We start from the raw sequence: 20,166 nt of genomic DNA on the forward strand, positions 1-20,166 counted from the left end.
CGGCATCCCGCCGAAACCGGCGAATCCACCGGTGCCCGAGCCGAGGCCGGGCCGGTTCCGGCTCTTCGGACCGATGGTCCGCGAACCCGCCCGAGTTTTTGACCGACGTGAGGGAAGGCATCCGCATGGTCCGGAAGAAGATCGGCGACCGCGTGCCGCGACGCAGGCTCTGGTTCTCGATCCTGGCGGCGGTCGCGTTGTGCGGAGCCGCGGTCGGTGGCCTGGTCGGCTACCGGGCGCTCTCCGACAGCGATGACCCGGACCGGGCGGTGACCGTCGACGAGGCGTCCCGCCTGGCGGCGTCGCGGCTGACGTTGTATCAGGCCAGTCCGGTCGCGGTGGCCCTCACCGCGGCCGAGGGCGGCGGGGTCACGATCCGCGTCGAGGCGGTCGTGGACTACCGCACGCGCCGGGCCGTGGGCGGCTACCAGGTCACCGGAGCCGCCGGCCAACTCGACCGCGGCCTGATCGTCTGGGACGGCGCCGGTCTGGGCCTGGCGCCGGTGCCGGCAGGCGTGGACGGTCCGGCGTGGCAGCAGGCCGAGCACATCCCCCGCCAGGGCTGGTCGTCGCGGGCCTACACCGCCGACCCCCTGGACTCCGGGCTCAGGTTGCTGATCCAACTCGGAGCCGACCGGCCCGACAACCCGCTGCTGCTGGCGCAGTCCGGGGCGCGCTGGCTGGGTCACGATCGTATCCAGGACCGGAAGTACGACAGGTTCTCCGGTCCGCGCGCCCAGGACGCGACCGACGGCAAACTCTCGCCGCTGACGTACTGGGTCGACGGCGACGGCACGCTGCGACGCGCGACGATGCGCATGCCGGGCCTGGGCACCCCGACGACCGTCGAGATCGCCGGGCGCGACGACAAGGCGCGGATGCCCGAGGCGCCGTGGATCGCCGGCTGACGTGCGCCGAGGGCGGGGCGGCTCCCCGACGGCCGATCGGGCTTCGTGACATCCCGACCCGCCTGCCGAGCGGCCCGGTCGACCCGCCCCGGCGCACGCCGGCCGCGCTCAGCGTGGCTGCGGCATCGCGGTGGTGCCGGTCGGCAGGGCGTAGCGGTCGGGGTCGACCGTCCCGGGCAGGTCCGTCGCCGGCCGGCCGGGTGCCATGGGGTCGGGCATCGAGGGTTGGGCGGGCGGGGCGGGCACGGCGTGGAACGCGACGCCGGGCGGCGGCTGGACATGGACGATCCGGCCCGCCGGGACGGCCCGGCGCGGGGTGACGGCGCACCCGGCGAGATCCTCCAGACCGTTCGGGCTCTGTGTCGTGGGCGAGTTGCCGGTGAAGCAGTTGCCGGGGTCGGTCGAGGCCGTCACCAGGTCGACGCCGTTGTCCGTGACGCGGTTGCCTTCGACGCGGTTGCCGACGGCCGGATGCCCGGCCGGGTCGGTGACCACGACCCCGGCCGAGCGATTGCCCCGGACGAGGTTGCGCGCGATGCGATTCTCCTGGCCGCCACCGATGCCGATGCCGATCCCGAAGCCTCCGTCGGCCTGTTCGGGCGAGTCCGAGGCGTTGTTGTCGGCGACCACGTTGCCGGCGATCACCGCGCCGTGTTGCGGCGCGAGCGCCTCCAGGTCGTTGGAGTTCACCGTCACTCCGACGCGGTTGCCGACGACACGATTGCCGAGTACCGACAGGCCCTCCGAGGCATTGGTGATCTCGATGCCCACCGCGTTGCGCTCCACCGTGTTGCCGCGCACCAGCGTGTCGCACGGCTTGCACTGGCCGACGTAGATACCGGAATCGGCCTGTCCGGAAGCGTAGGAGTCCTCGATGATCCCGCCGCGCGCGTCGAACGCGTAGATGCCGTAGAGCCCGTTGTTGTACGCCGTCACCTTGGTGGCCCGAAACCCCTGCACCATCGGGAAGCGGGTGGTGTCCAGCGGATTGTAGGCCGAGCCGCCGGCGCCGCGCTGTTGCAGGCGCTCGTCGGTGACGCCGGTGAACAGCACGCCGTTGGCGAGGTAGCCGCGGACGGTGAGGTTCTCCACCACCGAGCCGGCACCGGTGACGGTGATGCCATTGGCGAGCCGCACACCGCCGTCGAAGACCACCGTGTTGCGGTCGGTGCCGCGCAGCACCACGCGCGGCGTGGCGACCCGCACGCTCTCGCGGTACACGCCGGGGTCGACCAGCACCGTGTCGCCCTCGCGAGCGACGTCCACCGCCTTCTGTACCGTGCGGAAGTCCTGCGGTACCCGAACCACGTTCCCGGCCGGGTGCCGGTCGTCGGACGACGGGGAATCCGTCGACGAGCAACCCGCGAGCGCCACCGCGACACCGACCAGCAGCAGCGACAGGCGTCGCGGCGTTCTCGTCCGGAGGGCGGCGGGCCGAGTCGTCGGACGGGGCAACAGGCGTGGAAGAGACAAGAGTTGCATGACAGGTGTTCTATCGTCTGCAATATCGCGCATGCACACCGAACCGAAGAGCCCGCAGGAGCCGGCGCGACCCGCCACGTCCGGATTGGGACGCAGAGCCCTGTTCGCGACCGGAGCGGCGCTGGCCGCAGCGGTCGGCGCGGCGGCGGAGCCGGTGGCGAACCACGCTCGGCCGCAAGGCCGCGGTACCGGGTCCGGCGCCTCGCCGGCGGCGATCCGCTTTCACGGCCTGCGCCAAGCCGGGGTGACGGAGCCGCAGTTGCCCGCCACGCAGATGTTGTCCTTCGATCTTCCGCCGAGGTCCGTCGCCGCGGACCGCGAGACCCTGCGCAACGTCCTCGCCGCGCTGACCGGCACCCTCTCCGGCGCGGCCGCCGGCACGCTGCCCGATCCGCGTCTGCACACCGGAGAGACGACCCGACTCGCGTGCGTCGTCGGCGTCGGCCCCGCGCTCGCGTCCCGGCTCGCCCTGAACGTGCCCGCCGAACTGGCCGACCTGCCGGCCTTCCCCGACGATCGCCTGGATGCGGCCCGCGGCAACGGCGACCTACTGCTCCAACTGTGCGCCGCCGACCGCTGGACACTGACCGTGGTCGCCGAACTGGCCGCCACCGCCGCGCAGTCCGCCGGCGCCGTCCCGCGCTGGACCCAATCCGGCTTCCTGCCCCACACCGCCCCCGGCGTCACGCCGCGAAACCTCTTCGGCTTCAAGGACGGCACCGCCAACCCCGACGACACGGCCGCAGGGCGCTGGGTCTGGGGCCCACCGGGAGCCCACGAGCACGGAACCATCCTGGTCTACCGCAGAATCCACATGGACGTCGCCGGTTTCGCGGCAATCCCCGAGGACCGGCAGAACAAGATGATCGGCCGCCGCATCGGGGACGGCGTCCCGCTCACCGGCACCGCCGAACACGATGATCCGGACATCTACGCCAAGCACGCGGACGGCGCCTACATCATCCCCGTGACGGCCCACGTCCGGCTCAGCAGCCCCCGGCTCGACGGAGGCGCCCGGATGCTCCGCCGCAGCTACAACTACGACGACGGACCGGACGACCGAGGGCTGCTGTTCTGCGCGTTCATGCGCGACCCCGCCCTGTTCACCCGTGTACAAAACCGCCTGGCCACCCGCGACGCGCTGATCCCCTTCATCGAACACCGGGCCTCGGCGGTGGCCTACGTGCTTCCGGGCATCAACCCGGGCGGAACCCTGGGCGAACAACTCTGGAGGTAACACCGGCTCCCCGTGCGGGCGTTCGGGGGTCGGATCCGGGTGGATCCCGGCGAGTCCCGGTGGACCCCGTCGAGCGAGTCGTCGTGGACAATGCCCTGGCCCCCGAACTCCTGTACCGGAAGGTCTCTTTCGTGCGCCCGAAATAGACCGCTCGGCCGCACGATCCTCGTGCTGGTGGCGGCCAATGGCCTGCTGCTGTGGTCGTTGGCCCACGACGCGGTCGCCGGCAGTGTCGGCATCGGTGAAGTGGTCCTGTTCGCCCAGGCCACGGCGGGTGTGAGCGCGCTGGCTTTCGGCGGTCTGAGCTGGGCGTTGCCGCCGGCCGCGCACTCGGTGGCGGCGGTGCTCGCATTGGAGACGGAGATGGCCGAGGCCGGGCGACTGACCACGGGCGAGCGGAGCGCGGACGCACTGCCGCGCACGGCCCTCCTGGACGGCACCCGGGTGGCCGAGCACGGCACACACGAGGAACTGCTCGCCCGGGGCGGCCCGTACGCCGAGCTGTACGGCATCCAGGAGTCGTCGTACCGCGCGGGATATCGCCTCGGTGGCGATCGGGGGGAGGACGCCTGACGGACCGGCCGAGGCCGCGCGGGTGACCACCACCCCGGCGCCGAACCGGAATCCGACACGCCCGGTTCGCTCGGGTTCACGGCAGGACGGCGACCGTCAGCGGGAGTCGGCCGACGGGCAGGCGGGTGGTGGCCCCGGTGGCGGTGTCGACCAGGGTGAGGCCGTCCCAGCCGCCGTCGCGGGTGAAGCCGCCGGAGACGTACGCGATGCGGCCGTCGCGGGACAGGGTGACGCTCTCGTGCGGGCCGTCGAGCGGGACGACCCGTTCGCTCCCGTCGGGGGCGCGGATGGTGAGCGATGGACCGGCGTCGACGTCGGAGTCGATCGGGCCGGTGGCGACGACGTAGAGGGTGCCGTCCGGGGCGACGGTGACGCCGTGCTGGTGGGCGTTGGCGGTCATCGGCTCGATGGTGACCCGGCCGGTCGCCGGGTCGACGACGGCGAGGCGCTCGCCCTCGAAGGGGAGCAGCAGGGCGCCGTCGACGGGGCGGACGGCGGTGTAGTGGGGCTTGAGCCACGAGCCGAGGCCGCCGCGGGTGCCGTACGGGGCGACCTCGATCCGCCGGGTGGCCCAGTCGGCGGTGGCGACGGTGGTGACGTCGAAGGAGTCGTGGTCGGTGACGTACACGTGGCGGCCGTCGGCGGAGATGTCCACGTCGAAGGGACGGCGGCCGACCGGGACGACCCGGGCGACCTTACGGCCGGCGGTGTCGACGACCTCCAGGAAGCCGTTGCCGCCGGGCACGTTGACGCCGACGTAGACCCGGGTGCCGTCGGGGGACAGGGCGATGCCCATGCCGCCGCCCCGGTACTCGCCGGTGGTGACGCGGCCGGTGCGGGTGGTGTACGGGATGAGCGCGGTGCGGGTACGGGTGCGGGTGTCGACGACGGCGACGCCCTCGGCGGTGGCCACCCACGCGGTGCCGTCGGGGGCGACGGCGAGCCCGTAGGGGGCGGTGCCGACGCGGACCGAGCCGAGGGCGGCGGCGGGGCCGGGGCGGGACGGGTCGACGAAGGTGACGGTGTCGGCGCCGAAGTCGGTGACGAGCAGGGTGGTGGACGGCGAACCCGGCACGGGCGCGACGGCCGGAGCCGAGGCCGCGAAGGGCGCGGCCGGGGCGGGCGACGGCGCCGGAGCGCGTGCGGGCGGGGACCCGGCGCAGCCGGCGAGCAGGACGGCGGCGAGCGCGGCGAGCACACCGGCGCGGCCGGCCGTGGCCCGGGCGTTCACGGTCGGTCCGGGCGGGAGTCGTCGGCCCGCACGGCCTCGGCGGCCCGCAGGGCGGCGGCGATCTCCCGGAAGCCGCGGCGTTCGGCGTGGACACGGGCGGTGACGTCGTCGCCGTCGGGCAGCAGGGGGTCGGCCCCGTGGGCGAGCAGGACGTCCACCACCTCGCGATGGGCGAGCCCGCCGTCGCCGAGGATCACGGCCTCCAGCAGGGCGGTCCAGCCGAGGTCGTTGACGTGGTCGACGTCGATGTCGGTCTCGGCGAGGACGGCGCGGACGTACTCGACGTGGCCGCGCTCGGCGGCCGGGATCACGGACACCCCGCCGAACCGGTTGCGCAGGGCGACGTCCGGCCGGCCGGGCAGCAGGGCACGCATCATCGGCACGCTGCCGGTGACCCCGGTGACCAGCCACGGACTGTCCAGCCGGGCGTCCTGGGCGTTGACGTCGGCCCCGGCCTCCACCAGCAGCGCGGCGACGGCGACCCGGTCGGCGAGGGCGGCGCGCAACAGCGGAGTGCGACCGGCGGCGTCCCGCGCCCCGAGGTCGGCACCGGCGGCCGACGCCGCGCGCACGGCGTCGAGGTCACCGCGGTCGACGGCATCCGACAGGGCCCGGTCGGCCGGGGTCAGGGGGCGGTCGGTCATCACGATCTCCTTCACGAGGCGGGACGGCAACCCCCATCCTGCGCCGCCACCCCCGCCCCGGCGTCGGCGCCCCGACCGGTCCGACGGCGACGAATGGTGGACGGCGAGATCATCCGATCGGCCGATCCCACGCCCACCCGCCACGCCGCCCGCGCCGAACAACCCCGGCCGCCCCGCTCGGCACACCGGCACGCCTCCACCACCCCACGCCCGGCCACCGCACCCCCGCCGAGGAGTTCGCCGCCCTGCTCGACGCGTTCCGCGACCACCCGTGCTGCGTCGCCGACTCCCGCATCGCCGACGGCGTGGACGCGGTCCGCACCGCCGCCCGCGACGAACCGAGCACGCCCGGTTGCTCGACCGGGAGGGCGAGATCGGCACCCTGGCGATCGGCGCCCGCGCCGACCTCGTCGTCCTGGCCGCCGATCCGCTGCAGGATCTCGCCGTACTGGCCGACCCCGCCCGGCAGATGCCCCTGGTCGTCCAGGGGGGAGCCATCGTCCGGGACGGTCACCGCACCGGCTGACCCGGGTCGGCGGGGTCCGCGTTCCCCGGCGAGCCGCCACCCCCGCAGGCGTCGGGCGCGTAGCGCCGGAACCGGCGGACGGCCCGGCCGGTTCGCTCTCCCGCCGCGGCGGCGGAGAGGCAAGGGACGACTGGGAAGCTGTCCGTCATGACGGACGGGGCAAGTGGGGTCGAGGGTAGGCCGGTTCGCCCGGGCAAGTACTCGCGGGTCGAGCGCGAGAGACGGTTCCTGGCGGCCGGCCCCCCGGACCCGTCGGCGGTGACCGCCATTCGTGCCATCACCGACCGGTACGTGCACGGCACTCGGTTGCGGCTGCGGCGAGTGCACTTCGGGGACGGTCGCCGCGAGTTCAAGCTCACCCAGAAGGTCCCCGTCCGTCGGCCCGGCGCCGTCCAGGGCCTGATCACGAACACGTATCTGTCGCCCGCCGAGTACGACGTGCTCGCCGCGCTGCCGGCCGCGGTGTTGTGCAAGACGCGTTTCGCCGTGCCCCCCTTGGGCGTCGATGTCTTCGAGGGCCGGCTTCGGGGCCTGGTGCTCGCGGAAGCCGAGTTCGGCACCGACGAGGAGGCGCGGTCGTTCGCGCCGCCCGGCGAATGCGTGGCGGAGGTCACCCACGACGTGCGTTTCACGGGCGGGCGCCTGGTCCGAGCCTCCCGCGACGAGTTGCTCCGGTGGTTGGCCGAGTACGGGATCCGTCCGGAAGGCTGACGTCGGCTGTGAAGTGGCGCCGTCGACGCCTCGCATGACAGCAGGGCGCGCCGGCGCGATCGGCGCGCGCCACCCGGGTTCGGGGGCACGACACGTGGATGGAGCAACTCGCCGCGTCGATCCGATGAGGGACTCGCGGCATGGTCTATATGTAACAGTATGTGATCATCCGGCCGCATTGGGTGGTTGTGAATCGTCGTCCCATCCGATGCGTGGAGCCGCACACATGCCGTCGACCGCCACGCATCCGAGCCCGCTCACGCCGGTGCGGCCCGCGTCGACGGCTCTCCTCGCGTTCATTCGCGGCTTCGGGCAGGTGGACCTGCAACCCGCCGTCGCCACCGGAGTCCTGTTCCTGGCCGCCCTGTGGGTCGCGGACTGGACGGTAGGGCTGTTCGCGGTCATCGGCACCGCCGTCTCGACCGCGACCGCCGCGGTCCTTGGCGTCGATCGCGGCGCCATCGCCCAGGGCCTGCACGGCTATTCGGGCTGTCTGACCGGCATCGCGCTGGTGACCTACCTGGGCAACCATCCCTCGACCTACCTCCTCGCCGTACTCGGCGCGATCCTCTGCCCGCTGCTCGGGGCGGCCCTGACGACGCTGCTCGGCCCGTACGGACTGACGCCGCTCACCGCGCCCTTTTGTCTCGTGTCCGGCGTGATGGTGCTCGGCGCACCGTCCTTCGATCGCATCTGGCACGGTTCGCCGGCCGCGCTCGCCGACACCACGGCGCGCGTCGACATGCTGACCTGGGGCGACATCCGGCGGGCGTTCTTTTCGAACGTCTCGCAGATCTTCCTGGTCCAGGAGTGGCAGGTCGGCCTGATCATGCTGCTGGGACTGACCTTCGCGGGTCTGCGGGTGGTGGGATTCGCGGCCCTCGGCAGCATGGTCGGCATCCTCACCGCATGGGCGCTGGGAGCGCCGAACACGCTGATCGCCCAGGGCATCTACGGATACAACGCGGTCCTGGTCGCGATCGCGGTGGGTGCGGTCCTGCTGGCCGGGACCGTCCCGAACGGCCTGTACGCGCTCTTCGGCGCCGCCGCGGCCACCGGCCTGACCGCCGCGCTCACCACGCTGTTCAAGACCTTCGGCGGCCACACCTTCACGTGGCCCTTCATCCTCACCACGTGGGTGCTGATGGCGGCCGTGCCCGGGCTTCCCCGGCTTCGGCCCGCGCGTGCGCCCGCGCCTTCGGGCGATCCCGTCGCCGTCCCCGGCCCATCCCCCCTTCCGGAAAGGCACCCGCGATGAATCTGGCCCCTCGCGAGATCGACAAACTGCTCGTCTACGTCGTCGCCGATCTCGCCCGCAAACGACGCGAGCGCGGACTGCGGCTCAATTACGCGGAGTCCGTCGCGCTGATCACCGAGGCGATCCTGGAGGGCGCCCGCGACGGCAAGACCGTGGCCGACTGCATGGAACTGGGTCGGCACATCGTCGGCAAGAACGTCGCGATGCCGGGCGTACGCGAGATGCTCCCACTTCTACAGGTCGAGGCCACGTTCGTGGACGGCACCAAGCTGGTCTCGTGCCACGACCCCATCGGCGGTTGAGCCGGTGGCCGGCTCGGACCGGGTCGTCGCGGTGTGCGGGCACGAGGCCGACGCCGGCCGTGCGTTGCGCGCGATCCTGCCGCCCGGCGTGGACGCGGTGGCCGGTGGGCGCGCGCTGTATCGCCGCGTGAGCGAACTCGTGCGCGAGGGCGTGCGGGTGTGCGTGGTGCCGATGACCCTCGGACGTCAACCCGGCCTGGCCGCGGACGCCGCGCGCACGCTGCGCTCGCTCGCTCCCGGCCGCGGTGCGCGCGTCGTGTTGGCCGAGCCGTTCGCGACCTGTGTGCACCTCGTCGGGTGGCTGCGGGCGGCGGCCCGGCGCGCCCCCGCGGACGCGGCGCTGTTGATCACCGCGCCCGGCGGCGATCCGTACGAGGACGCCGAGTTGGCGCGCGTGGCCAGTCTGGTCCGGTGCCACGGCGGGTATCGCGTCGTCGAGGTCTCCTTCGTCGGCGGTGATCCCGATCCGGTCGAGGGGCTGCGTCGCTGTCGTCTGCTGGGCGCCGAGCGGGTGGCGGTGCTGCCGGCCGCCTTCGCCGCGCCGGACGTCGCGGCGATCCCGCGCGCGGTGTCGACGGGTCCGCTGCTTTCGCCGGCCGCGCTGGCGGAGGTGCTCGCGGCGCGCGTGGCCACCGCGTGGGCCCGGTACGACGCCGGCGACGCGGGCCTGACCGGCGCCCCGCTCGCCGATCACGACCACGGCCTCGCGCACAGCCACCGGCCCGGGCCCGGGCCCGACGGTCGCGGCGGTGACCACGACCACCCGTCCGCTCACGGGCACGACCACCGCGTCCACCGCCACTTCCACCCCCACCCGGACCCGACCGCGCCGGTCGCCGGAGCCGCCCCGTCCCCGCCACCGGGCGCGGAGTTCCCGTTGCCCGCCGACACCAGGAGTACCGCATGAAACCCCGCCCGAGATACCTGTACGCCGACGACCCGATCGAGATCAACGCCGGTCGTCGCACGCTGAAGGTCACCGTGCGCAACACCGGCGATCGTGCCGTGCAGATCGGTTCGCACTACCACTTCTTCGAGGTCAACTCGGCGCTGTCCTTCGACCGAGGCCAAACCCTGGGCATGCACCTGAACATCGCCGCCGGTACGTCGATTCGGCTCGAACCCGGCGGCACCCGCGAGGTGGAACTGTGCGAGTACGCGGGCACCGGTCGCATCGTCGGCTTCAGCGGACTGCTCAACGGCAGCCTCGCGTCCCACCCGGTGCGGGTGGAGGCGGTGCGCAGGGCGATCGAGCTGGGCTTCGAAGGCGCCGAGGGTGTGGCGTCCCCGAAGAAGTCCGCCCCCGTCGACTCCGCTGCCGCGAAGACCCGTGCCGCGAAGCCCGGAGCCGGGCGCAAGGCTCCCGCGGCCGGCCGCAAGGCTCCCGCCGCCAAGAAGAAGAAGGGTTCCTGACCGATGCCCATCCTGACGCGCAAACAGTACGCGGACCTGTTCGGCCCGACCGTGGGCGACCGCTTCCACCTCGCGGACACCAATCTGCTGGTCGAGGTGGAAAAGGACTTCAGCGAGGGCCAGTACGGCGACGAAGTCGTCTACGGCGGTGGCAAGTCCTTCCGCGACGGCATGTCCGCCGACCCGCAGGCCACCTCCGCCCAGGGCGCCCTGGACACGGTGATCACCAACGTCGTGCTGATCGACCCGATCGCGGGCATCGTCAAGTGCGACATCGGCATCAGAAACGGCATGATCGCCGGCATCGGCAAGTCCGGCAATCCGCAGACCCAGGACCGGGTCGACCCGAACCTGGTGATCGGCCCGGGCACCGAGGCCATCTCCGGCGAGCACCTGATCGCCACCCCCGGCGCGATCGACACCCACGTGCACCTGATCGCGCCGCAGCAGGCGGAGAACGCGCTGAGCAACGGCATCACCACCCTGATCGGCGGCGGCACCGGACCCACCGACGGCACCAACGGCACCACGTGCACACCGGGGCCGTACAACATCTCCCGCTTCCTCCAGGCGGTCGAGGACTGGCCGGTCAACGTCGGCATCCTCGGCAAGGGCAACGGGAGCCTGCCCGAGGCACTGAACGAGCAGATCGAGGCGGGCGCGTGCGGCCTGAAGGTGCACGAGGACTGGGGCGCGACCCCGGCCGTCGTGCGCAACTCCCTTGAAGTGGCCGACCGTTACGACGTGCAGGTCTCCATCCACACCGACACCCTCAACGAGGGTGGGTTCTTCGAGGACACCCGTTCGGCGATCGACGGCCGCACCATCCACACCTTCCACAGCGAGGGCGCGGGCGGCGGCCACGCCCCCGACATCATCCGGGTCGCCGGCGAGTCGAACGTACTGCCCGCGTCGACCAACCCGACGCTGCCGTACACCCGCAACTCGGTGGACGAACTCCTGGACATGGTGATGGTCTGCCACCACCTGAGCCACGAGATCCCCGAGGACGTCGCCTTCGCCGACAGCCGGGTGCGGGCCGAGACGATCGCGGCCGAGACCGTGCTGCACGATCTTGGGGTGATCAGCATCATCGCGTCCGACTCGCAGGCCATGGGCCGGGTCGGCGAATCGGTCACCCGCGCCTTCCAGATCGCCCACCACTGCAAGGACCAGCGCGGCAAACTGGCGGGCGACAGCGAGCGCAACGACAACCGGCGCGTGTTGCGGTACCTGGCCAAGGTCACCATCAACCCGGCCATCGCCACCGGCATCTCCGATCACGTCGGGTCGATCGAGAAGGGCAAACTCGCCGACATCGTGCTGTGGCCGATGCACTCCTTCGGCGCCAAGCCCAAGATGGTGATCAAGGGCGGCATCGTCTCGTGGGCCCGGATGGGCGACCCCAACGCGTCCCTGCCGACCCCGCAACCGGTGTACTACCGGCCGATGTTCGGCCGGCTCGGTCGCGCCCTGCAGGCCACCCACGTCACCTTCATGTCGAACGCGGCCATCGACAACGAGGTGCCGCAGCGGCTCGACCTCAAGCGGCAGATCAAACCGGTGTGCCGCACCCGCACCATCGGCAAGCACAACATGATCCGCAACGACGCCCTGCCACACATCGAGGTGGACCCCGAGACCTACCGGGTCACCCTCGACGGCGAGGTCGCCTCCATCGCGCCGGCGGCCGAACTGCCGTTGAATCAACTCTTCTTCCTGGCCTAGAGCGGATGTGTACGGAGCAGGAGGGCGCGGCGGAGGGAAGCGCCCCACCCGCCGAGGCGCCCGGCCACGCGGGCCGCGGTCTCGATCCCCTGTTGGTGATCCTGCAACTGACCGACTCCGCGTTCCCGAGCGGCTTCTACACGCTCTCGCACAGCCTGGAGGGCTTCGCGCAGGCCAAGGCCGTGGACCCGGACTCGCTGCCGGCACTGCTCGAGGACCTGCTGCGACACGGCGTCGGGCCCACGGACGCCACCGCCCTCGCGCTCGCGCACCGGGCCGCGGCGGCCGGGAACCGTGCGGACGTGATCGACGTCGACGAGCACCTGTACGCGACCAAGCTCAGCCGCGAGATGCGCCTGGCCTCGACCCGGACCGGGCGCCAACTCCTGGACCTGGCACAAGAGATCTTCGATCGACCGCAGATCGCCGACTACCACCGAGCGGTCACCGCCCGCGAGGCGATCGGAACCCAGGCCGTGGTCACCGGTGTCGTCTACGCCGCCACCGGGGTGGCGGTGCGGGCAGCCGTGGCCGCCGACCTGTTCGCGTACTGCGTCAGCTTCGCGGGCGCGGCGCTGCGCCTGCGGCTGACCGATCACCGCAGCACCCAGGCGCTGTTGCGGCACGTCGCGCCGGTGATCGAAGAGACCACCGAGCAGGCGCTGCGGCGCGACCGGGCCGATCTCGGGGCGAGCGTGTTCGCCTGCGACGTCATGTCCGGCCGGCACGAACGGGCCGAGGCACGCCTGTTCGCCAGTTGAGCAGCGCCCCCCGGCAGCACACCATCCCATCGCGAGAAGGGCACCACATGGACGACAACGTCTTTCGGATCGGCATCGGCGGCCCGGTCGGCTCGGGCAAGACCGCGCTGATCGAGGCACTGGTCCCGCTGATGATCGCGCGCGGCAACCACCCCGCGGTGATCACCAACGACATCTACACCCAGGAGGACGCCCAGCACGTGCGCCGCACCCTGGACGGCATCCTCGAACCGGGCAGGATCGTCGGGGTCGAGACCGGCGCCTGCCCGCACACCGCCGTGCGCGACGACCCGACGATGAACCTCGCGGCCGGCGCCGAGATGCTGGAGCGATTCCCCGACGTCGACACGCTGCTGTACGAGAGCGGCGGCGACAACCTCACCCTCACCTTCAGTCCGGCACTCGCCGACCTGTTCGTCTTCGTCCTCGACACCGCCGAGGGGGAGAAGATGCCGCGCAAACGCGGGCCCGGCATCACCGAATCCGACCTGCTGGTGATCAACAAGGTGGACATCGCACAGTACGTGCGCACCGACGTCGCGGTGATGGAGTCCGATGCGATCCGGGTCCGCGACGGCGCCCCCGTGATCCTCACCGACTGTCTCGGCGGTCGGGGCGTGCAGGACGTCGCCGACTTCCTGGAAGCGCGCCGCAAGGTACTGATCTGACGTGCGCACGGCACTCGACCGACTCGCGCCCCGGTACTACGAGACGCCCCGGGTGCCGGGCCCGATCGCGGCACTGGCGTCGGTTCCGGACACCCTGCCGGTCGGCTCGCCCGCCAAGGTCGGCATCCTCGACCTGGGCTTCGCGGTCCGCTCCGGGCGGACCGAACTGGTCGAGCGCTACCAGAAGTCGCCGCTGCAACTGATGCGACCGATGTGGTTCGACCCGCATCTGACCGACATGGCCTACGTGTTCGTGATGTCCACCGGCGGCGGCGTGGCCCAGGCCGACCGCTACCGGATGGACTTCGACTGCGGACCCGACACCAGGGTGCATGTGACGACCCAGTCGGCGACCAAGGTCTACCGGATGGAACACGACTACGCGACCCAGCGCGTGCACCTCACCGCGCGGGCCGGATCCTACGTCGAATATCTGCCCGACCCGATCATCCCCTTCGCGGACAGCCGCTTCTACCAACACACCGACGTCGTCGTCGAACCGGGCGCCACGGTGCTCCTGAGCGAGACGATCACCGCCGGCCGGCTGGCCCGGGGCGAACGGCACGCCTACCGCACCCTCGCCGGCGATCTGCGGATGCGCCGCCCCGACGGCCGATTGCTGGTGGTCGACACGCTGCGCCTGGAACCCGGTACGGCCGGTGTGCTCGGCCCCGGGGTCTTCGCCGGGCACGACCTCGTCCACACGCTGCACGTGGTCACCGATCGGGTGCCCCCCGAACGCATCGCGGACGCCCTGCACACCGCGTTGGCCGGCCAAGACCTGCGTTTCGGCGTCAGCACTCTGCCGCACGACTGCGGCGCGTGGCTGCGCCTGCTCGACCACTGCCCGATGCGCGTCGAAGCGGCCCGACTCGCCTCCTGGGACGCGGCCCGACGACTCCTGACCGGCGGACCCGCGCCGGACCTGCGCAAGTCCTGACCAAGAGGATTCCCATGTCGATCGACACCGCCCTCGCTCCGATGCCGGCCGGTTACGACTCCGGCGACACCGCGTGGTTGCTCGCCTCCACCGCGATGGTCCTGCTGATGACGCCGGGTCTGGCGTTCTTCTACGGCGGCATGGTGCGCACCAGGCACGTCCTGATGATGGTGAAGATGAGCTTCGCCGCGCTGTGCTTCGGCAGCATCCTGTGGTTCGCCGTCGGCTACTCCCTGGCGTTCGGGCCGGACGTCGGCGGTGCGGGGCTGATCGGCGATCTGGACCACTCGTTCATGCGCGGGATCGAGTTCAACACGCTCACCGGTCGAATCCCGACCTATGTGTACAGCACCTTCCAGATGGGCTTCGCGATCGTCACCGTCGCGCTGATCAGCGGGTCGATCGCGGACCGGGCCACGATGAAGGGTTGGCTCGTCTTCGTGGCCGCCTGGCTGCTGATCGTGTATGTGCCCGTCGCGCACTGGGTGTTCGACCCCGACGGGTGGATCGTCGAGCATCTGGGTGCGGTGGACTTCGCGGGTGGCCTGCCGGTCGAACTCAACTCCGGCGTGTCGGGTCTGGCGGTCGCGTTGGCCTTGCGCACCCCGGCCGACCTCGCCCGTCGGGAGGAGCGTCCCAACAACATTCCGCTCGTGGTGATCGGCGTGGGCCTGTTGTGGTTCGGCTGGTTCGGCTTCAACGCCGGTTCGGCCCTCGGCGCACAGGGCACGGCCGCGACGGCGTTCCTGAACACGCAATTGGGTGCGGCCGGTGCGATGGTGACCTGGCCGCTGGTGGAGAAGTGGCGCACCGGGCGGGTCAGCACGGTCGGCGTGGTGTCCTCGGCGGTCGCGGGCATGGTCGCCATCACTCCGGCGTGCGGTGAGATCGATCCCTTCGCCGCCTTGATCACCGGCCTGGTCACCGGTTTCGTCTGCGCGTTCGCGATCACCTGGAAGTATCGCGTCGGCGTGGACGACACCCTGGACGTGGTGGGCGTGCACGGGGTCGGCGGCCTGATCGGCCTGATCATGGTCGGCCTGTTCGCGACCGCCCGGATCAGCGGCCACGAGGGCCTGTTCTACGGCGGCGGCCTCGCCCTGCTCGGCAAACAACTGGTGGCCATCGCGAGCGTGGCGGCCTTCTCCTTCCTCCTCACCTGGATCATCGCCAAGGCCATCGACGTCACGATCGGCTTCCGCGCCGTCCACCCGTACGAAGCCGTCCCCGGCGAAGCCGAGGAGCGCGCATACGACTTCCGTACCGCCGAACGCCTCGGCGCACTCCAGCCCGACGGCCCCACCACCTCGGACCGCGAACTGGTCGAACAAATCCGCACCCTCCTCCGCGCCCGCTACGACGACTGAGGCCCCGCGCACCCATGGCGGGCCCGAGCCGTCGGACCCGAGGAGCGTCCGCTCGGCCGCGAGGGACCGGGTGTCGCGTGGGGCGACGTCATGTCGTCGCGGAACAACTGCGTCGCCAATTCCCGCAGGGCCTTCGCGACGGCCTCGGTGTCGTCGGGATCGGGCGCCCCGGCGACTGCCTCGGCCAGGGCCGGGTGCGGTCGCGCGCCGTCCCCGTCGTGCGGGCCGTCGACGAATGCGAAGACGCAGGCGCGAGCGCGAGCCCAGGAGCAGTTCGCGCAACTCGGCATGCGCGAACCGCCGTCCATGGGGCCGTCCTGCGACACGCTGCTCGGCACGGTGTGGCGTTGGGCCCGAGGCCGTGCCGGGGAAGTGGCGTGGTCGGGTCACCCGGTGGGTTGTTGCATGGTGGAGCAGTGGATGCCGCCGCCGCCGGCCATCAGGCGGTCGACGTCGAGTTGCACGATGCTGCGTCCGGGGAACGCGGTGGCGAGGGTGGTGCGGGCCGCCTCGTCCTTGGGGCGGTCGCCGAACTGCGCGGTGATCACGGCGCCGTTGACGACGTGGAAGTTCAGGTAGGAGTCGACGAAGTCGCGTTCGGTGCTGCGGGGTTCGTCCGGGCCTTCGACGGTGGTCACGGTGAGGCGGCGGCCCCGGGCATCGGTCGCGGCGGACAGGATGGCGAGCTGCCGGCGGGCGTCCCGGGCCCAGATGTCGGTGCGGTCGGCCGGGGGGACCTGGACCATGACGACGCCGGGTCGGATGAAACGCGCGGTCACGTCGATGTGATCATCGGTGATGTCCCGGCCCTTGACGCCGGGTACCCACAACATGGTGATGGCGCCGTACGCGCGCAGTACGGCGGCCTCGATCCGCGCCTTGCTCAGGCCCCGGTTGCGGTTTGCGTTGACCAGGCTGCTCTCGGTGGCCATGACCGTGCCGTCGCCGTCGGTCTCGATCGCGCCGCCTTCGCCGACGAAGTCCGCGCGGCCGAAGGGCAGCTGCTCGTACTCGGCGACGTATTCGGCGACGCGGGCGTCGTTGCGGTGGGTCTGCTTGCGGCCCCAGCCGTTGAAGCCGAGCCCGAGCGCGTCGAGTCCGCCCGCGCCGTCGGTGCGGAACACCGGGCACGTGTCCCGCATCCACAGGTCGTCGGTGGGGATCTCGGCGGTGACGGTGACGCCGGGCCCGCAGCGCGCCCGCGCCTCGGCCGCGGCGCGCTCGTCGATCGCGCACATCACCACCGGCTCGAACGCGGCGACCGTTCGGGCGATCAGCGCGATGTCCGCCTGCACGCCCGCCAGTCGGCGGCCCCAGATGGAACGGTCGGCCGGCCAGGACATCCACGTGCGCGCATGCGGGACGTGGTCGGCAGGCACGTGCCGGCGCGGCGCACCGTCGGCGGACGCCGGCGCCGGATCGGCGGACGTGGTTCCGGCGCCCATGACGGCGGCACCCCATTCGGCGGCTCGCCGCAGGATGCCGCGGTGGGGAGCGGGCTGTTCGGGCATACGGTTCTCCGATCCGGGCCCCGGTCCGCGCGGCGCGGGTTGTGGGCCGACGGGGGTGCCATTCCACGCGGATGGCTCGTGGCGGCGGGTCCGGCGTGGGTCAGTCGCGCGGCTGCGGTCCCAGTTCCAGGGCCAGTGCGCCGCGGAGCAGGAAGCGGGCCCGATCCAGGGGGAGCGAGCCGGCCAGCCAGCGTTCGCTCAGGCCCTCGACCAGGGCGGTGAGCCGCTCGGCCGCGTCGGCCGCGACCACGGTCGGGGTGATGTCACCATTGTCCTGCCCGCGGCGGACCAGCGCCTCCGCGTCCCGTACCCACTGCGCGGTCGCCTCGCGGACCTGTAGGCCGAGTTCCGGCACGAAGATGGCGCTCGCCCGGAACTCTCCCCAGGCCGTGCTGTTCTCCATCACCTCCGGGGCGTCCTGGAGTTCGAGCAACAACATCTCCTCCAGGCGACCGCGCGGATCCAGATCCGGATCGCTGTCGGACCACGTGTAGCGCTCGGCGCGCTCGTTGATGAACTCCCAGGTGCGCTGCATGAGCCCGGCCCGGTCGCCGAAGTGGTAGTAGACCAGCCCGACGGACACACCGGCCTCGGCGGCCAGCTCCTCCACCCGCAGGCCGCGCACCCCTCGCCTGGCGATGAGCCCGGCGGCCGTTTCCAAGATCAATGACTGACGGCTCGACACGTTGGCACCCCACCGGGGTGGCGCCCGGCCGCCCCTTGTACTAACTGAATATTCAGTCATCATAGCGCGCGGGTGGTTCCGCGATCACCGTTCCGGCCCCGGCGATCACCGTTCCGGTCCCCGCGCATGCGTCTCGACCCGGTAGCCGGCGACCACGGTCGTGATGACGGCGACGGCGACGATCGCCTCCGCCCACAGGAACGCCGTGTAGTCCAGGATCGAGCCGATGGGCGGATTGCCGGGGGCGGTGTTGCGGAACGCGGCCGGCGCGAACAGCGTCGCGGCCATCCAGCCGAGGGCCGGCCACACCAACCCGCGGCGGCCGGTGACCAGGTACCGGGTGCCGATGACCACCGCGACGGCGAGTGCCCACATGGCCGCCATCATGAAGACGGCGAAGACCAGAACACTGTTGGAGCGGGCCAGGTCGACCGTCACGGCGGCGTCGTCGCCGGCGTCGGCCCGCACGCGGGCGCTGAACAGCGCGTCGTTGTCGGTGAGCGTCATCCGCACCGGAGCCGGCCGCCCGTCGTACAGGGCGGTGAACTCCAGGTCCGTGTCGTACGAGTCGAACGGGTAGTCGGTGACCGCTCCTCCGGCCAACGCGACCGGCAGGTCCGTCGTCGCGATCCGGGTGTGTGCACGGTGGGCCAGGTCGCCGCGCACCGCCGCCGAGGTCCGGACGACCAGGTCGCCGGCCGGGGACAGTCCGTCCGGGTCGGCCATGCGTCCGCGCGGGACGACCGCGACCCGCAGGGTCAGCTCCCGACTTGCGGCGTCCACGCGTTGTACGGACGCGTCGACGTCGACCTGGTCGGGCGCGCCGGACCCGACCACGTGGCGCTCGTCGAGGGCGAGCCGCTCACCGATTTGCAGCCACAGGCCCAGGCCGGCCGCGGCGCACACGCCGGCCGCCACCAGAGCGGGGCCCCACAGGCGGCGACGCGGCTTCGCGGAGTTCTCGGTCGGGCCCGTCCCTGCTCGGCGGTGCTCGCGGGGATCGGGTTCCGTCATCGCCCGGCCGGCGGGACGGCGGGCATGTCGTGCGTGGCGCAGTGGATGCCGCCGCCGCCCGAGGCGATCGTGTCGATGGACAGCGGCACCACCGTGCGGCCGGGGAAGTGGTCGCGCAGGATCTGCTGCGCGCGGTCGTCGGCCTTGTCGTCGCCGAAGCGCGGCACGAACACCGCGCCGTTGGCGACGTAGAAGTTCGCGTACGTGGAGACGAAGCTGTCGCCGTGTCCGGCGATCAAGTCCGGGTCGGGCTGCGGGAGTTCCACGACGTCGAGGGGCTTGCCGCGGGCGTCGACGGCATTTGCCAGGACGGCCTGGGCCTGGTCGCTCGCGCGGGACCACGAGTCCGGCGGCGTCCCGGGAAACGCCCGGTCGAGCAGGACCGTGCCGGGGGTGGTGAAGCGAACCAGGCTGTCGACGTGCGCGTCGGTGATGTCCTCGCCCCGGACACCCGCGAACCAGACGACCCGGGTGACGCCCAGGGTCTGTTCGAGCTCGTCCTCGATCCGCTGCCGGGACTTGCCGGGGTTGCGGTTGTCGTTGACCACCGAACTCTCGGTCACCAGGAGGGTTCCCCGGCCGTCGGTCTCGAACGAACCGCCCTCGGCGACCAGTGGGGCGACCACGCGCGGGATGCCGTAGCGGGCGAGCAGTTCCCGGCCGACCTTCGCGTCGTTGTCGTGCGGCTGCTTGTTCCCCCAGCCGTTGAAGTTGAAGTCCACGCCGGTGAGCCTCCCGGCGTCCTCGACGAACACCGGGACCGTGTCGCGCGCCCACAGGTCGTCGACGGCGAGGGTGATCACCTCGACGCGTCCCCCACAGGCGCTGCGGGCCGCGTCCTCCTGGCCGGGGGAAGCCATCATGACGACCGGCTCGTACTCGGCGACGGCGCGGGCGATCCCGGCGATGTCCGCCCGCACCGGCCCCAGGTCGCTGCCCCAGATCGCCGCGGAGGAGGGCCACGACATGAACGTGCGCTCGTGGCGGTCCCACTCCGCACCGAACACGTGACCGCCGGCCGCGACGGACCCCGGCAACGGCGTGCCGGACGCCTGCCCGGTCGGCGCCGCGGTCGACGGCTCCGCCGCACCGGATCCGCCCGACTCCCCGCACGCGGCGGCGCCGGATCCGAGCACGGCCAGCCCGGCGAGCGACTTCAGCACGTCGCGGCGGGACGGGGAGGCGGGCATGGCGGCTCCGGGCAGGG

21 protein-coding genes are annotated in these 20,166 nt (G+C 72.2%); 14 read left to right on the top strand and 7 right to left on the bottom strand.

The genetic code is table 11. The annotated features are described in order from the left end of the window. Window positions 1-125 precede the first annotated feature (125 nt). Window positions 126-908, top strand: coding sequence for a hypothetical protein (locus ABZ374_RS28610; RefSeq protein ID WP_360316077.1), 783 nt, complete (start codon window positions 126-128; stop codon window positions 906-908). Between the two features lie 108 nt (window positions 909-1,016). Here ABZ374_RS28610 and ABZ374_RS28615 read toward each other — a convergent pair whose 3' ends face one another. Next, window positions 1,017-2,423 (bottom strand): right-handed parallel beta-helix repeat-containing protein, encoded by a 1,407-nt coding sequence (locus ABZ374_RS28615; RefSeq protein WP_360316080.1) that lies wholly within the window; start codon window positions 2,421-2,423, stop codon window positions 1,017-1,019. On the opposite strand from ABZ374_RS28615, the gene ABZ374_RS28620 reads away from it, so the two are divergent. After that, window positions 2,422-3,627 carry a Dyp-type peroxidase gene (locus ABZ374_RS28620; RefSeq protein WP_360316083.1) on the top strand — a complete coding sequence of 402 codons (1,206 nt, stop codon included), beginning with the start codon at window positions 2,422-2,424 and terminating at the stop codon, window positions 3,625-3,627. The two genes, ABZ374_RS28615 and ABZ374_RS28620, sit on opposite strands and share 2 nt — an antisense overlap. Before the next feature lie 174 nt (window positions 3,628-3,801). Then, the gene (locus ABZ374_RS28625) at window positions 3,802-4,200 is read left to right on the top strand and encodes a hypothetical protein (RefSeq protein ID WP_360316086.1); all 399 of its coding nucleotides are present in this window, start codon (window positions 3,802-3,804) and stop codon (window positions 4,198-4,200) included. 76 nt (window positions 4,201-4,276) lie between these two features. Here ABZ374_RS28625 and ABZ374_RS28630 read toward each other — a convergent pair whose 3' ends face one another. Together ABZ374_RS28630 and ABZ374_RS28635 are read right to left on the bottom strand one after the other, a co-directional pair. After that, window positions 4,277-5,431 (bottom strand): YncE family protein, encoded by a 1,155-nt coding sequence (locus tag ABZ374_RS28630; protein WP_360316089.1) that lies wholly within the window; start codon window positions 5,429-5,431, stop codon window positions 4,277-4,279. Continuing rightward, complete coding sequence (locus tag ABZ374_RS28635; protein ID WP_360316091.1) at window positions 5,428-6,075, bottom strand: ankyrin repeat domain-containing protein; 648 nt, start codon at window positions 6,073-6,075, stop codon at window positions 5,428-5,430. Before ABZ374_RS28635 ends, ABZ374_RS28630 begins: the two co-directional genes overlap by 4 nt. 352 nt (window positions 6,076-6,427) lie before the next feature. On the opposite strand from ABZ374_RS28635, the gene ABZ374_RS28640 reads away from it, so the two are divergent. The 11 genes from ABZ374_RS28640 (at window position 6,428) to ABZ374_RS28690 (ending at window position 15,749) form a co-directional block, all read left to right on the top strand. Beyond that, window positions 6,428-6,601 (top strand): hypothetical protein, encoded by a 174-nt coding sequence (locus ABZ374_RS28640; protein WP_360316094.1) that lies wholly within the window; start codon window positions 6,428-6,430, stop codon window positions 6,599-6,601. 258 nt (window positions 6,602-6,859) lie between these two features. Next, window positions 6,860-7,312, top strand: a complete 453-nt coding sequence (locus ABZ374_RS28645) for a hypothetical protein (RefSeq protein WP_360316097.1) — start codon at window positions 6,860-6,862, stop codon at window positions 7,310-7,312. Window positions 7,313-7,538: 226 nt separating this feature from the next. Beyond that, complete coding sequence (locus ABZ374_RS28650; protein ID WP_360316100.1) at window positions 7,539-8,570, top strand: urea transporter; 1,032 nt, start codon at window positions 7,539-7,541, stop codon at window positions 8,568-8,570. Beyond that, window positions 8,567-8,872 (top strand): urease subunit gamma, encoded by a 306-nt coding sequence (locus ABZ374_RS28655; RefSeq protein WP_360316102.1) that lies wholly within the window; start codon window positions 8,567-8,569, stop codon window positions 8,870-8,872. Before ABZ374_RS28650 ends, ABZ374_RS28655 begins: the two co-directional genes overlap by 4 nt. Window positions 8,873-8,876: 4 nt before the next feature. Then, window positions 8,877-9,779 (top strand): cobalamin biosynthesis protein CbiX, encoded by a 903-nt coding sequence (locus ABZ374_RS28660; protein WP_360316105.1) that lies wholly within the window; start codon window positions 8,877-8,879, stop codon window positions 9,777-9,779. Further along, complete coding sequence (locus ABZ374_RS28665; protein ID WP_360316107.1) at window positions 9,776-10,285, top strand: urease subunit beta; 510 nt, start codon at window positions 9,776-9,778, stop codon at window positions 10,283-10,285. The genes ABZ374_RS28660 and ABZ374_RS28665 overlap by 4 nt, the downstream gene beginning before the upstream one ends. A 3-nt stretch (window positions 10,286-10,288) precedes the next feature. After that, window positions 10,289-12,013 (top strand): urease subunit alpha, encoded by a 1,725-nt coding sequence (ureC, locus tag ABZ374_RS28670; RefSeq protein ID WP_360316109.1) that lies wholly within the window; start codon window positions 10,289-10,291, stop codon window positions 12,011-12,013. Between the two features lie 5 nt (window positions 12,014-12,018). Next, window positions 12,019-12,774 carry an urease accessory UreF family protein gene (locus tag ABZ374_RS28675; RefSeq protein ID WP_360316111.1) on the top strand — a complete coding sequence of 252 codons (756 nt, stop codon included), beginning with the start codon at window positions 12,019-12,021 and terminating at the stop codon, window positions 12,772-12,774. Between the two features lie 47 nt (window positions 12,775-12,821). Further along, on the top strand, window positions 12,822-13,442 hold the full coding sequence (ureG, locus tag ABZ374_RS28680; protein ID WP_360316114.1) for an urease accessory protein UreG: 621 nt from the start codon (window positions 12,822-12,824) through the stop codon (window positions 13,440-13,442). 1 nt (window position 13,443) lies between these two features. Further along, window positions 13,444-14,382, top strand: a complete 939-nt coding sequence (locus ABZ374_RS28685) for an urease accessory protein UreD (RefSeq protein WP_360316117.1) — start codon at window positions 13,444-13,446, stop codon at window positions 14,380-14,382. 20 nt (window positions 14,383-14,402) lie between these two features. Further along, complete coding sequence (locus ABZ374_RS28690; RefSeq protein ID WP_360316300.1) at window positions 14,403-15,749, top strand: ammonium transporter; 1,347 nt, start codon at window positions 14,403-14,405, stop codon at window positions 15,747-15,749. 386 nt (window positions 15,750-16,135) lie between these two features. Here ABZ374_RS28690 and ABZ374_RS28695 read toward each other — a convergent pair whose 3' ends face one another. The 4 genes from ABZ374_RS28695 to ABZ374_RS28710 form a co-directional block, all read right to left on the bottom strand. After that, entirely contained in the window at window positions 16,136-17,260 is a 1,125-nt protein-coding gene (locus ABZ374_RS28695; protein ID WP_360316120.1) for an agmatine deiminase family protein, read from the bottom strand. 100 nt (window positions 17,261-17,360) lie between these two features. Continuing rightward, window positions 17,361-17,945 carry a TetR/AcrR family transcriptional regulator gene (locus ABZ374_RS28700; protein WP_360316122.1) on the bottom strand — a complete coding sequence of 195 codons (585 nt, stop codon included), beginning with the start codon at window positions 17,943-17,945 and terminating at the stop codon, window positions 17,361-17,363. Between the two features lie 105 nt (window positions 17,946-18,050). Next, complete coding sequence (locus ABZ374_RS28705; RefSeq protein WP_360316125.1) at window positions 18,051-18,959, bottom strand: DUF4436 family protein; 909 nt, start codon at window positions 18,957-18,959, stop codon at window positions 18,051-18,053. After that, the gene (locus ABZ374_RS28710; protein WP_360316128.1) at window positions 18,956-20,149 is read right to left on the bottom strand and encodes an agmatine deiminase family protein; all 1,194 of its coding nucleotides are present in this window, start codon (window positions 20,147-20,149) and stop codon (window positions 18,956-18,958) included. The genes ABZ374_RS28705 and ABZ374_RS28710 overlap by 4 nt, the downstream gene beginning before the upstream one ends. Between the last annotated feature and the right edge of the window lie 17 nt (window positions 20,150-20,166).

The sequence above is a fragment of the Embleya sp. NPDC005971 genome (genome assembly GCF_040629175.1).
Taxonomy (GTDB): domain Bacteria; phylum Actinomycetota; class Actinomycetes; order Streptomycetales; family Streptomycetaceae; genus Embleya.

Excerpts from the sequence above, each read along its gene's own strand:
- ABZ374_RS28610 (WP_360316077.1), top strand. The coding sequence starts at position 126 with ATGGTCCGGAAGAAGATCGGCGACCGCGTGCCGCGACGCAGGCTCTGG.
- ABZ374_RS28620 (WP_360316083.1), top strand. The coding sequence starts at position 2,422 with ATGCACACCGAACCGAAGAGCCCGCAGGAGCCGGCGCGACCCGCCACG.
- ABZ374_RS28615 (WP_360316080.1), bottom strand. The coding sequence starts at position 2,423 with ATGCGCGATATTGCAGACGATAGAACACCTGTCATGCAACTCTTGTCT.
- ABZ374_RS28635 (WP_360316091.1), bottom strand. The coding sequence starts at position 6,075 with ATGACCGACCGCCCCCTGACCCCGGCCGACCGGGCCCTGTCGGATGCC.
- ABZ374_RS28650 (WP_360316100.1), top strand. The coding sequence starts at position 7,539 with ATGCCGTCGACCGCCACGCATCCGAGCCCGCTCACGCCGGTGCGGCCC.
- ABZ374_RS28655 (WP_360316102.1), top strand. The coding sequence starts at position 8,567 with ATGAATCTGGCCCCTCGCGAGATCGACAAACTGCTCGTCTACGTCGTC.
- ABZ374_RS28665 (WP_360316107.1), top strand. The coding sequence starts at position 9,776 with ATGAAACCCCGCCCGAGATACCTGTACGCCGACGACCCGATCGAGATC.
- ureC (WP_360316109.1), top strand. The coding sequence starts at position 10,289 with ATGCCCATCCTGACGCGCAAACAGTACGCGGACCTGTTCGGCCCGACC.
- ABZ374_RS28675 (WP_360316111.1), top strand. The coding sequence starts at position 12,019 with ATGTGTACGGAGCAGGAGGGCGCGGCGGAGGGAAGCGCCCCACCCGCC.
- ureG (WP_360316114.1), top strand. The coding sequence starts at position 12,822 with ATGGACGACAACGTCTTTCGGATCGGCATCGGCGGCCCGGTCGGCTCG.
- ABZ374_RS28695 (WP_360316120.1), bottom strand. The coding sequence starts at position 17,260 with ATGCCCGAACAGCCCGCTCCCCACCGCGGCATCCTGCGGCGAGCCGCC.
- ABZ374_RS28705 (WP_360316125.1), bottom strand. The coding sequence starts at position 18,959 with ATGACGGAACCCGATCCCCGCGAGCACCGCCGAGCAGGGACGGGCCCG.
- ABZ374_RS28710 (WP_360316128.1), bottom strand. The coding sequence starts at position 20,149 with ATGCCCGCCTCCCCGTCCCGCCGCGACGTGCTGAAGTCGCTCGCCGGG.